Below are 12,855 nucleotides of genomic sequence, written 5' to 3'. Positions count from 1 at the left end.
ATCATGAAGGGCCATTGTGGCCCTTCTTTTGTTAGAAACTTTTGGGGAGTTGCTTTGTGATTTCGACGAGTTTACCGTTTCTGGTCTTGATGTATCCACCCTCAGCCAGTTGCGAAATGATGTTATAAATCAAACTGCGCGACAGGTGCGTCGTTTCCTGAATATAGGCCACAATACCGGTTCGACTTAAATCACTTACCTCTTGTTTTTTCATGTACTCAAGCAGTTTGGCTCGAATTATGGAGTAAGAAGTTTTACTCACCAAATGTTCGTCCCGGTAGACCATCATATGAACTGTAAAGGCGAGTACTTCTGCGACATCCTGCCAGAGTTGCTGCTCGGTAATAATTGATTTGGCATATTCACTTGGCATGCATGAAACCTTCGAACTCCGCGAAGCTCGAAAGTAGTAACGGCCAAGGGGTTCAAATAAGTCTCCAAGGCCTGCAACAATGGGGCCTGCTGTTACTGATACTTTCAGGTCATCATAGGATCTGTGAATGGATACAGAACCATTGCTCACGAGCCAAAGTGTGTTCGTAGTTTTTTGCGACTTAATCCTGGTCCGGTTGGATGTTGATTCATAAGGTGTTGAAAACGGCAGTAATGCATCATGAATTTTGCGTAATGCCCCGCCTGGAAATGTGATCGCATCTAATGCCATATAACTTTGTAAGGGGAGGGCATCAGGCGAAATCACCGGTGATATGCTCCCTTCTGTTGCGATGGTTTTTGTATGCTCATTTATTGATTTTGGTTTCGTTGACATTGTGTCACCCTTCGGTATCGAAGCAGTACTAACGATAGCAGTAAGAATCAGTACTTATGATAGCAGCAAATGGCTCAGGCATTCATGACAACGCTGAAGGCCGAGGGTTTGCTGCAAGATGGTACTTTTTTAGGGGGGGAATTATGGCTGAATATAAACGGACGTCAACAATGATATTTTAATTGTTTATTTTTAACAATCCAACAACAACGATTCCAAAAGTGTACGCTTTATCTTCTTCAGACAATCCACGCTTTTTTATAGAATGATTTCCGTCTGATGACGTTAGTCATTTGAAGGTATCAGTATCAATGTTGTGAAGTTTATCTAGACGTGTTGTTAATGTGAATTTGTTCAACTTGATACTCATCATAATTGGAAAATATAAATTTTAAAACAGGATTTATGTAATGAACGCAAAAAAAATACTGCTGGCAATGGCACTCTCTTCCTTAATGGCCGCAGGTGCTCATGCGGCGTCAACCGATCAGGGACACGGTAAAATTACATTCCTTGGTTCTGTTATTGATGCGCCATGTTCTATCGATGCAAAAAGCCTCGATCAGACAATTCAGCTGGGTGCAATTTCTAAAAATCAGCTCTCTGAAGGTGGTAAATCTACGCCGGTAAGCTTTGATATCCAACTTCATGACTGTGATTCCGCAACGGCGAATAAAGCGTCCATCACTTTCAACGGCCTGGCTGGGGATAAAACTGATGGTCTGGACGGTGCTTTTGCTGTTACCGGTCAGGCAGCTGGTGTGGGTGTAGTGATTGCCGATATGGGTGGCAAAGTGATTAAGCCGAGTACCAAATCAGCTCTCGCAGCCATGAATGATGGTGACAATGATCTGCAATTCCTGGCCTACGTACAGGGGTCAACTGCTTCTGACGCCGTCGTCCCAGGAAACTTTGGCGCTATCGCTAACTTCATGATGACCTACGAGTAAGTAAATACTGTCTACCCGAAAGGGTAGACATCTATTCATGGAATTGTGAGGGCCTATGTTGACAGCCGTAGTTCTTCGCCAGTGCTTTGCTGTTGGTGTGCTTTTTTTGTTTTCTTTCGTATGTCACGCTTCCGAACTCGGGCGTGTTAGCGTGTCAGGCAGTATTTATGAGAGCTCTTGCTCAATAGATATGGCATCGACGAAACAGATAATCGTGATGAAAACCGTGTCTGTAGGCCAATTAATGCAGAATGGTGAAGCCGGAAACACGTTGCTCAGAATTCATCTGGTGGGATGCTCAACACAATTAGATGATCACCGTTTTTACATAACTTTTAATGGTCCCAATGACGATCGTGAAACATTCCATGTTCTGGGAAATACGCAAGGTGTAGGCATACGTATTAAAGATGAAAACGGGGTGCGTATTAAACCGGGTGAACCATCTTATATTAATCAGTCGATGGCTAAAATAAATACCCTGGACTACACCCTTACATTAACGGGTAATGGGGAAATACTGCATCCTGGCTTTTATGCCACCGTTGTGCGCATGAACCTTGATTATTTTTGACTGATTTAAGGTGATGTTAGTGTATAAAATACAGATATCTCGTCGGTCAATTATCGCCAGCGTGTTAATTACCGTATTTGCCAGATACGCATATGCTGAAGAAAAAACCATTCAGTTTAATACTGACGTTCTGGATGTGCAGGATCGTGGCCATATCGATTTAAGCCAGTTCTCGCGAGCGGGTTACGTTATGCCCGGCACATACGCATTATCAATTCAAATTAATAAAAGCTCATTGCCCGAACAGCAAATCACATTTTTGGTTCCAGACAATGATAAAAATGGAAGCGAAGCGTGCCTGACTAATGACATTGTTACTCAGTTTGGGCTAACCACGGCAGCAAGTAAAAACTTATCCTGGTGGCATAACGGTGAATGTCTCGACCCGACTTCACTTCAGGGGATGGTTATGCGGACTGACATGGCCAGCAATACGCTTTTTATTAACCTACCTCAGGCCTACCTTGATTACGTGGCCGAGAACTGGGACCCACCTTCACGCTGGGATGAAGGGGTTGCAGGCATTCTGTTTGACTATAATTTGAACGGCCAGTCTATACGTCAGAAAGAAAGTGGCAATACTGAAGAAAGCAAGACTCTCAGCGGTAATGGAACCACTGGGATGAACGTTGGCGCATGGCGTTTTCGCGCAGACTGGCAAGGTCAGATGGATAAACATTCAGGGAACGTAGCAAGCAATACGCAAAATTTTGAATGGAACCGCTATTACTTATACCGGGCGGTGCCCTCTATGCGGGCAAAAATGACATTGGGTGAAGACTACCTCACCTCCGATATGTTTGACAGCTTCCGTTTTACCGGCGTGAGCCTGGTGTCCAGCGACAATATGTTGCCGCCGAACCTGCGTGGCTACGCTCCTGAGGTTACGGGGCTGGCGAAAACAAACGCCAAAGTGACGATCAGCCAACAGGGGCGTGTGCTCAATGAAACTACGGTGGCAGCCGGACCTTTTCGTATCCAGGATCTGAATAATGCTGTGTCCGGCACGCTTGACGTCAAAATTACTGAACAGGATGGCTCTGTACAGACCTATCAGATTAATACGTCGACGATTCCCTATCTGACTCGCCCTGGGATGGTTCGATACAAATTAGCAGCAGGGAAACCTTCAGATTTTGATCATCACAGTGATGGTCCGATATTCGGTACAGGAGAATTCTCCTGGGGGGTCAACAACGGTTGGTCACTTTATGGCGGCGCGCTGGTTGCCGGTGACTACAACGCGATATCGATAGGGATCGGGCGAGATTTATTGGCTCTCGGGGCAATATCTATTGATGCAACTGAATCTCGAGCTCGTCTGCCGCAGCAGGAGTCCCGGCAGGGTGGGTCGTACAAAGTAAGCTACTCCAAGCGATTTGACAGCACTGATAGCCAGGTGACCTTTGCCGGGTATCGCTTCTCTGAGCGCGGTTTTATGAGCATGACGGACTACCTGGATGCGCGGTACCACGATAACGACAACGGTGGCAGCGGCAAAGAAATGTATACGGTGACGTTTAACCAACAAATAAAGCCGTTGAACATGAGTATTTATTTGGACTACAGCCGTCAAACCTATTGGGATCATCCCTCTAGCACAACGTATAACGTGTCGCTTTCGCACTATTTTGATATTGCTAGTTTTAAAAATCTTAGTCTGAGTATATCTGCGTTTCGCACTACGAATAATGACACCGACGATCGTGGTGCTTACATGAGTCTGTCTGTTCCATGGGGCGAATCTGGCTATTTCAATTATGGCAATCAGATCAGCCAGGATGGGGCGAGTCATTCCTTATCTTACAGCGATCGCATCGACAAGGATAACTCGTACCAGATAAGCCTCAACTCCGATCAAAACGGGGTTATAGGGGGGAGCGGCTATCTTACGCATGATGGTGATGCAGCTGAAGTAACGGCCACAGCGACGCAGCAGGGCAATAAGTACAGTTCGATGGGATTATCAGTACGCGGTGGCATGACGGCAACAGCGCGCGGTGCGGCTCTGCACCGTATGTCGGTCGCAGGTGGCACGCGCATGATGGTGGACGCCGATGGTGTAAGTGGCGTGCCCGTTAAAACAGGTGGGAACAACACCCATACCAATGCTTTTGGTAAGGCAGTGGTCGGAGATGTGAGTAGCTATTACCGAAACAGCATGAATATCGATATGGATGAACTGGGTGATGATGTGGACGCCAGCCGTTCAGTGGTGCAGGGCACGCTGACGGAAGGCGCGATCGGCTATCGCAAGTTCGGCATTATTGCCGGTCAAAAGGCTATGGCGATATTGCGCCTGACGAATAATAGCGTGCCGCCATTCGGCGCCATGGTGACTAACAAGGATAAGGAACAGACCGGGCTGGTCAGCGAAGACGGTATCGTTTGGCTGACGGGAATAAAGCCTGGTGAGGTGATGAGCGTGAGTTGGGATGGTTCAGAAAAGTGTCACATTAACCTCCCGGCAGTACTGCCCCCGGACCTGGAGAGTCAAAAATTGCTGTTGCCGTGCACTACGGCAGACAGCATCAAATAATCCTATTTGTTGAAGAGAAAAGAGTCATGATTCGCAATACGTTAAAACGTAATAGTTGTTTGCTTGCGTTGGCATTCACTACCTTGATCGCGCAACAGGCGAATGCTGCACTTGCGCTGGATCGCACCCGCGCGGTCGTTAATGGTGGCGATAAATCGGTGAGCCTGGGGGTGACTAACCAAAACCGTGAGCTGCCGTATCTGGCACAAGCGTGGGTAGAGGATGCTCAGGGTAACAAGATAAGCGATCCACTGGTGGCACTTCCGCCGGTACAGCGTATTGAACCTAACAGCAAAAGCCAGATAAAAATTCAGATTACGCCTGCAATGAACCTGTTAGCGCAGGATAAAGAAACGCTTTTCTTCTTTAACCTGCGTGAAATCCCGCCGAAGACGGACAAACCGAATACCTTGCAGATTGCGCTGCAAACCCGCATCAAGCTGTTCTATCGTCCGGCATCGCTGGCGGTGGAGCAGAACAGCAAACCCTGGCAGGAGCAAATGACGCTGACGCGCCAGGGAGAAGGTTACACGGTGAATAATCCGACTCCGTATTACATTTCCGTGGTTGAGGTTGCCCCATCGCTGAAGGGTGAGCCGCTTAAAAGCGTGAAGCCGTTGCTGGTCGCCCCTAAAAGTAGCGCCCGGTTAGAAGGTGATACTCACAATCTGGGAAACAACCCGGTTATTACCTACATAAATGATTACGGCGGACGCCCGAAGCTGGTCTTCAGCTGCAGTGGCAGTAGTTGCAATCTTACATCTGCGCATGCGGGCTAAACAGATGAAAAAAGTATGCATGTCGTTATCTCTGCTGCTGATCGTAAGCTCCACGACGCTGGCTGGTGAAAAGAGTGTGAGCGGGGATGTTCCTTTTATTGTTGGAGGAATGATGGTTGAGGGGGCATGCATACTAGAAATGCAGTCAGCATCACAGGAGATTTCACTCAGTACTGTGTCTGCATCGCTGCTAAAAAAAGTCGGTAACCGTGGAGCATCTGTACCTGTAGTCCTCCACCTCAAATATTGCGTAAGAATGCAGGGCTCAATTACGGACAGACGCACCGGCAGTCGCTCCTGGGATGCTATCCAACCCATCGCCACCTTAACGTTTTTGGCTCCTGCTGATAGCTATAACCCTGAACTGGTGCAGGTAACCGGGGCTCGAGGCATTGGTCTACGTATCACAGATGCCAGGCAGAATGACATTCATTTAGGGGAACGCAGTAAGCCACAGTTTCTCACTCCGGGTAGTAGCGACCTCGTGTTTTACGTCACGCCTGAGAGAACCCCTGAACAGTTGATTTTGGGGCCCTATAAGGCAGTGGTGAATTTTTCTCTGGAGTACGATTGATGACGCGTTTTTTATGGCTGTTGGGTTTTCTTATTTTCATACCTCATGCCTTTGCCGGGGATAATAATGTCAAAATCAGTGGTGCGCTGGTTTCAGAGCCCTGCACGCTATCTGAAGCATCATCAGATATTCAACTTGATTTTGGTAACCTGGTAAGCACCTTTTTCTATAACAGCAACCGCACGCCGGGTGAACCGTTCAGTATTACGCTGGTTAACTGTGATACGACATTGGGCAGCAGTGCCACTGTCACCTTTAAGGGGAGCGAGAGCGTGGCCTTGCCGGGTTTATTAACGCCAGATGCGGGTGATACGCAGGGTATCGCCATCGGTATCGAAACCAATAGCGCAGACCCACAGCAGCTGGCGCTGAATAAGCCAAGCCCCGTATTCAGTTTGACGAGCGGTAACAATGTCATCGCGCTGAAGGGATATGTCCAGGCCGAGCCGGCCGCTATTGCCGCGCACAGCATCACTGCCGGGGCCTTTACGGCGACAGCCACATTCGAAATAGCGTATCCATGAGAGGCAATACAATGAAATTTTGGCTACACATCATGGTGGCTTCGGTATTGTTCGCATTTACATTTTTTGCGAAGGCGAATGATCCTGTAAAGCTAAACATCAATATTACTGGGACAGTGGTAGCAAATGGCTCCTGTACTTTTAACAAAGGTGAGACGCTGACGGTAGATTTTGGTGATGTGGAAATTACGACCGTTAACGGAAGTTCCAAAATTGATGGATCCTATCAAAAAACTTTGTCATCCATGATGACCTGTTCTGGTGACATTGTAGGTGATGCTCAAATGACCCTGAAATCGGTGGCTGGAGGGACAGTGGAATACCAGGGGCATAAACTGTTACCCGTAAGTATTAATGCCAAGAATCCCGGGCAGGAATTAGGAATAAAGCTTCTGGTGGATGGCGTGGAGCAGGATATTGATGCTGCATTCCCGGTGGACGCTTCCCAACAACCAGGACTGCAGGTGGAATTGGTACAAATAGGTGACGGAAGCGGCCTGGTTGGTGGTGCACCTATTACGGCCAGTGCAACACTGATAATGGAGTTCGTATGAGGGGTATTAAGTTGCTTTTATTTTCACTTGCGTCTGTGTTGTTTCTTTTGCATGTAAACGTGGTGCTCGCATCACAAACTGGAGATACCATGTCCATTGATTTTACTGGCAGGCTTATTAACCGAAAACCCTGTACGATTAATAACGGAGAAGTGATTAATATCACTTTTGGTAACGTGAGTATTAACAAGGTGGCAACGGGACATATAACTCGGCCGTTAAATTACACGCTGGACTGCCCAGGGGCGACGAGCAGCAATACCATTCAGATGACCATCAAGGCAACCCCAGTTTCGGGGGATTCGGCCGCAATGGAATCAAGCTCGACGGGGTTGTGGTTGAAGTTTATGAATAATGGAGAGCCTCAGGATTTAAATGTTCCATTTGGTATTGAGGATGTTAATGCTCTTCCGAAGCTCGATGTAGAGCTTGAGAAAAATCCTGCTTATGAACTGCAAGCTGATGCGTTTACAGGAACAGCAACGTTAATGGCCGAGTTTTTTTGAAGGGCACAATATGCATTTCAGGCAATTGAGCGGTTACTCTAAGTTAGTATCTTTTATTATCGTATTGTTTATGGGGGCATGGTCCCAATCCAGTCTTGCAACATGGACGGGAGCATATGGTTATCAATATTATTCAAAAACTGTTTGTGCAACATCAAGAGATGAAAATATTAGTTCCAAGATTGATTACGGTTGGACTGCTGCACCTATTTGTTCTTTTGATATTGGTGAAGGGAATGCAGTCCCTGAATCTGGCCAGTATTCTCTCGTGGGATTTTTTTCCCCTACAATTGGCGATGGCACTCGAACAGGATGGGTGAACAACCCGCAGTATATAAATGCCGGTGTGCAGCTGAAAGATTTACAGCTAGCCTGGACCGGACCTCTCTACGGGGCGGGCTCTCCATATCCTTATATCTGTTACGCGCTAAGAAATACTAGCACTCAAAAAATGTACAAGTTCAATTCGACTCCCATGGGTTGTACTAACGTAACAGATAGTTCGGATTTACCACCCGGACCCGGTATGCTTAAGTGTTCGTTTAATAATGGAAATGCACTAAACGTTTCTTTAGGGGATGTTGCACGTAGTGAAATGGGTACTGCGCCAGGCTCAACACCTGCTGTTGAGAAACAAATTGACGTGACGTGTACAGGGGCTGGAACTGCTACTTACTCAATTAATTTTCAGTATACTGCGATTGATATTTCAGGTGATGAACTTGTTACGACATCAGCTAATGGATTAGCAGTGGCGATGTCCTTCAATGATGAGTTAATTAATACAACGGGCACATACACACGGACTTATAGCGTTGGTTCGCAGTCAGAGTCACTAAAGTTTGAACCAGTACGCAATCCATCGGTAAGCGTTAGTGATATTCCAACCGGTGCCTTTTCAGCTAGCGCAGTGATGGTATTAACTATTCAATAGTGCGAAGTTCAAGTCGAACAACCAGTACAGGACGTGGTGCTAAATGAAGGCGTGAGATGACATGCCGAACTATTTTCAGAAACAGCAACATTAATGTGAGTACATATTGGAATGCATAATGTTAAATATGTTATTGAAATGCTGGTGTTTATTTTCGTAATGGTGCTACCTTTTCTTTTTCTGCCTCTCTCATGTTTTGCCTCGTGGAGTGCTCTGGGAGTACATCAGAACAGTTCAGGTAACACCCTATGTCCTGTTACGCCGGATACGCTTGTGGATTTGAATGCTGAAGATTATGCCATTGCGGGATGCCAGTTAACCATAGGGATGGGGAATCAGGTCCCTCGCAGTGATTTTTATAGAGTTGTCCTTGCTGTTGTTGACTCTGGTGGGAATTACAATAAGGCAATCACTACTGCTGATTCATATATTGATGCGGGATCTGATTTAAGTACATCGGTTATCGGCTGGGCATTTCATTCGCAATTAAAACTCGGTGGTCATTATATTCATATTTGCTATATGCTTGCAGATCGTTTTGGCGATTACTTTACTTTTAATAACACCCCACAAAGTTGCCCTGAAGGTTCGGGAGGATCAACTCCGTTACCTTCACCATTTCAGTGTGCATTTGGCGATGGAAGCACACTGAATATTTCATTAGGCGATGTGGACAGAACTGAAATCGGAGCGGTTCCCGGCACGCTTCCCGGGACCGAGAAAAATATCAACATCACCTGTACGGGGGATGGCTCTGCGACCTACACAATTGGTTTTGAATACACCGCCATCAATATAGACGGGACAGAAATGGTTTCCTCATCGGCAAATGGACTCGCGGTGGCTGTGTCGTTGAATGATGAACTGGTCAACCCAACGGATACGTATACCCGAACCTATAGTACGGGGACTCAGACAGAGAAATTAACATTCGAACCCGTGCGCGATCCCTCGGTGAAAATCGGTGATATCCCAACGGGTACCTTTTCAGCAAGCGCAGTTATGGTATTAACTCTCCAATAGTTTGAAGAGATGCGTGAACCCACAAAGGTATTCACGCTTTCCTGATGTTGTTGATGAAACGCGCGATGACGATAAAGAAAACCGGTACGAAGAAGATTGCGAGAAGCGTACCGCTAATCATGCCGCCAAAGACTCCGGTACCAATGGCATGCTGCGTACTGTCGCTCGCACCGCTGGCCAGCATCAACGGAACAACCCCCAGAGTGAAGGCTAACGATGTCATCAGAATGGGGCGCAGGCGCTGGCTGGCGGCATGAACGGTTGCCGCCAGCAGGGGCTGCCCCTGAAGATGGAGCTGCCTGGCAAATTCGACAATCAGAATGGCGTTCTTGGCCGACAGGCCGATGAGCGTAATCAGGCCCACCTTGAAGAAAACGTCATTCGTCATACCGGCGACAGACACCGCTACTACCGCGCCGATAAGACCCAGTGGAACGACCAGCATGACCGCGAATGGGATAGACCAGCTCTCATACAGCGCGGCGAGCACCATAAATACGACCAGTATCGACAGGACGATAAGGCCCGGAAGCTGAGATTCCGATTTTATCTCCTGTAGCGAACTCCCGGCCCACTCGCCAGCCATACCCTGAGGCAGGCTCCTGGATAAACCTTCCATGACCTTCATTGCGGTGCCGCTGGACTCTCCCGACGCCGCATTGCCGGTAATGCGAATAGCAGAATATCCCTGGTAACGCGTCAACTGCTGCGGCGCAACGTTCCAGGAAAGCGTGGCAAATGTAGATACCGGCACCATCTGACCCATCCGGTTTTTCACTGATAATTTCAGTATCTGCTCAGGCTGCATTCGGTAGGGCGCATCGGCCTGAATAATCACCTGCTGAACGCGGCCGTTGTTCGTATAGTCATTGACGTAATTTGAGCCCAGGGTGACGGAGAGCGTCTGGTTGATTTCATCAAATGAAAGGCCCATCGCTTCTGCCTTTTCTCTGTCCACCTGTAGCGCAAGGCTTGTTCCTTCCGGAAGACCGTCTATATACACGTCACTCAGTTCAGGGCGCTGATTGGCCTGCAGGACCAGCGCGTCGGCAGCTCGCTTTAAAGCCTCGTAGCCCAGTCCCGCTCTGTCCTGCACGTACCAGGTAAAGCCCGACGAGGTGCCCATATCCGAAATGGCCGGCGGGAGCAGGCTCATCGTGACGGCATCAGAGACGTTCGCCATGCTGGCCTGTATATGGTCGGCTTCATCCTGGGCCGTCGAACCCTGCCGATATTTCCAGTCCTTCAGCGTGGTGAAGGCCATAGCCGAATTCGGTCCTGAACCTGAAAATCCAAACCCCAGGATCATAATGTTGCTTTCAATATCCGGCCGGGCCGCAATTTTCCCTTCAAATTTTTTAACCACGTTCAGGGTACGCTGCATGGTGGCATCAGAAGGCAGCTGGATTGAAGACATAAAATAGCCCTGATCTTCGTCAGGCAGAAAGGACGACGGTAAGGAAGACATCCCCAAAAACAGCGCAGCACATAGCGCAACGTACAGGAGCAGCATACGTCCGGTTCGCTTCAGAACGGCACCCAGCCCGGCTTCGTAACAGGCGGTAAGCGAGCGGAAGCGCGCGTTAAACCCGACCGCGAACCGTCCGCCTCCGCTCTTTCCTGCCTTATGCGGCTTGAGTAACGTTGCGCACAGGGCAGGCGTCAGCGTCAGGGCAAGAAACGCGGAAAGCAGTATAGAGACCGCCATGGAAATACAAAATTGTCGGTAGATAATCCCGACGGATCCTTCAGCAAACCCCATGGGGATAAACACGGCAGTGAGCACCAGCGTGATCCCGATAATCGCCGGGGTGATTTCCTGCATGGCTTGCCGCGTAGCGTCACGCGGGGAAAGGCTTTTTTCCTCCATCAGTCGTTCAACGTTTTCTACAACCACAATGGCATCATCAACAATAATCCCTATCGCCAGCACCATGCCGAACATCGTCAGAATATTGATGGAGTATCCGCTGAGTAGCATTACCGTGAAGGTGCCAAGAAGTGCAACGGGGGCAACAATCGCCGGGATAAGGGTGCAGCGTATCTTGTGCAGAAAAAGCAGCATAACCAGGAAGACGAGGACCATCGCTTCCACAAATGTCTGAACAACCTTCATGATAGAAAGTTTCACAAACGGGGCGGTATCGAAGGGAACCGTAAATGCCATTCCTTCGGGTAACACCTGGGAAAGTTCGTCGATGCGCGCGCGTACGCCTGAAGCCGTACTCATTGCGTTGGCGCCAGGCGAGAGCTGGATAGCCGCTGCCGTTGCAGGAACCCCATTTTCGCGGATACCGAAAGCGTAGCTTTGCAGGCCAGATTCAATGCGTGCAATGTCGGACAATTTCAGACGGGCGCCGGATGCGTCAGACTTCAGAGTAATATTCCTGAACGCCTCTACCGAGGAGAGTTGTCCCTTCACCGTGATGGGATACGTTACCCCTTGTCCTTCAGATGCTGGCTCATCTCCCGTTTTACCGGGCGAAACGAGGGCATTCTGCTGGCCAACAGCGGTAAGCACATCGCTCACCGAAAGGCCGTAGGTGTGGAGCTTCATCGGATCCAACCAGATTCGTAGCGCTTTTTCGCCGCCAAACAGCTGAACTTTCCCTACGCCGGGCACGCGACGAAGCTCGTCACTGACGTTTCGGGCAAAATAGTCGCTTAAGTCGGCTTCCTCAAATTGACCTGTCGTGGACTTAAGCCCCACCATCATCAGAAACCCGGAATTAGCGGCCTCGACGTTAATACCGTTTTGTCTTACCGCCTGAGGGAGACGAGGCTCGACAATCTTAATCTGATTCTGCAGGTCCATCTGCGCCAGCTTGATGTCCGTACCCGGTTTAAACGTGACGGTAATCGATGCCGAACCGGTTGTGTCGCTGGATGATTCGAAATAGAGCAAATTATCGACCCCAGAGATTTCGCGCTCGATTAACGATACCACCGACGTATTCATGATATCGGGGCTCGCCCCCGGGTAACTGACGGAAATAATGATCCCCGGCGGTGCCACCGCCGGATATTGCGCAACCGGCAAACGGGGAATAGACAGGAGTCCTGCCAGCACGATAAACAGCGCCACTACCCAGGCGAAAACGGGGCGTTCAATAAAAAAATGAGGCATTA

Annotated in this window: 12 protein-coding genes; 10 read left to right on the top strand and 2 right to left on the bottom strand. The window is 48.6% G+C overall.

Annotated elements, in window-relative coordinates:
* Positions 1-31: 31 nt before the first annotated feature.
* Entirely contained in the window at positions 32-769 is a 738-nt protein-coding gene (locus tag PUP35_RS12155; RefSeq protein WP_274239746.1) for a helix-turn-helix domain-containing protein, read from the bottom strand.
* Between the two features lie 410 nt (positions 770-1,179).
* Between PUP35_RS12155 and PUP35_RS12150 the strand changes: the two genes are divergently transcribed.
* The 10 genes from PUP35_RS12150 (at position 1,180) to PUP35_RS12105 (ending at position 9,726) form a co-directional block, all read left to right on the top strand.
* On the top strand, positions 1,180-1,719 hold the full coding sequence (locus PUP35_RS12150; RefSeq protein WP_274239745.1) for a fimbrial protein: 540 nt from the start codon (positions 1,180-1,182) through the stop codon (positions 1,717-1,719).
* A 55-nt stretch (positions 1,720-1,774) separates the two neighbouring features.
* Positions 1,775-2,293 carry a fimbrial protein gene (locus PUP35_RS12145; protein ID WP_274239744.1) on the top strand — a complete coding sequence of 173 codons (519 nt, stop codon included), beginning with the start codon at positions 1,775-1,777 and terminating at the stop codon, positions 2,291-2,293.
* A 13-nt stretch (positions 2,294-2,306) separates the two neighbouring features.
* Positions 2,307-4,832: an outer membrane usher protein gene (locus PUP35_RS12140; RefSeq protein ID WP_407719096.1), complete on the top strand. Its 2,526-nt coding sequence runs from the start codon at positions 2,307-2,309 to the stop codon at positions 4,830-4,832.
* Positions 4,833-4,858: 26 nt separating this feature from the next.
* Positions 4,859-5,611, top strand: coding sequence for a fimbria/pilus periplasmic chaperone (locus tag PUP35_RS12135; RefSeq protein WP_271368232.1), 753 nt, complete (start codon positions 4,859-4,861; stop codon positions 5,609-5,611).
* Between the two features lie 4 nt (positions 5,612-5,615).
* Positions 5,616-6,185 (top strand): fimbrial protein, encoded by a 570-nt coding sequence (locus PUP35_RS12130; RefSeq protein WP_274239738.1) that lies wholly within the window; start codon positions 5,616-5,618, stop codon positions 6,183-6,185.
* Positions 6,185-6,709 carry a fimbrial protein gene (locus PUP35_RS12125; RefSeq protein WP_271368073.1) on the top strand — a complete coding sequence of 175 codons (525 nt, stop codon included), beginning with the start codon at positions 6,185-6,187 and terminating at the stop codon, positions 6,707-6,709. The genes PUP35_RS12130 and PUP35_RS12125 overlap by 1 nt, the downstream gene beginning before the upstream one ends.
* Positions 6,710-6,720: 11 nt before the next feature.
* Positions 6,721-7,263 carry a fimbrial protein gene (locus tag PUP35_RS12120; protein WP_274239734.1) on the top strand — a complete coding sequence of 181 codons (543 nt, stop codon included), beginning with the start codon at positions 6,721-6,723 and terminating at the stop codon, positions 7,261-7,263.
* An 89-nt stretch (positions 7,264-7,352) separates the two neighbouring features.
* Positions 7,353-7,769, top strand: a complete 417-nt coding sequence (locus PUP35_RS12115; protein ID WP_274239731.1) for a fimbrial protein — start codon at positions 7,353-7,355, stop codon at positions 7,767-7,769.
* 10 nt (positions 7,770-7,779) lie between these two features.
* Complete coding sequence (locus PUP35_RS12110) at positions 7,780-8,703, top strand: fimbrial protein (RefSeq protein WP_274239730.1); 924 nt, start codon at positions 7,780-7,782, stop codon at positions 8,701-8,703.
* 111 nt (positions 8,704-8,814) lie between these two features.
* A complete protein-coding gene (locus tag PUP35_RS12105; RefSeq protein WP_274239728.1) occupies positions 8,815-9,726 on the top strand; it encodes a fimbrial protein in 912 nt (303 codons plus the stop codon).
* Between the two features lie 31 nt (positions 9,727-9,757).
* On the opposite strand, the gene PUP35_RS12100 is transcribed toward PUP35_RS12105, so the two are convergent.
* Entirely contained in the window at positions 9,758-12,853 is a 3,096-nt protein-coding gene (locus PUP35_RS12100) for a multidrug efflux RND transporter permease subunit (RefSeq protein ID WP_274239726.1), read from the bottom strand.
* Positions 12,854-12,855 lie beyond the last annotated feature (2 nt).

This window comes from Enterobacter sp. S-33 (assembly GCF_028735835.1).
Taxonomy (GTDB): domain Bacteria; phylum Pseudomonadota; class Gammaproteobacteria; order Enterobacterales; family Enterobacteriaceae; genus Enterobacter; species Enterobacter vonholyi.
Note: the sequence above shows the minus strand (reverse complement) of the source record. Positions and strands in the feature narration are given on the sequence as shown.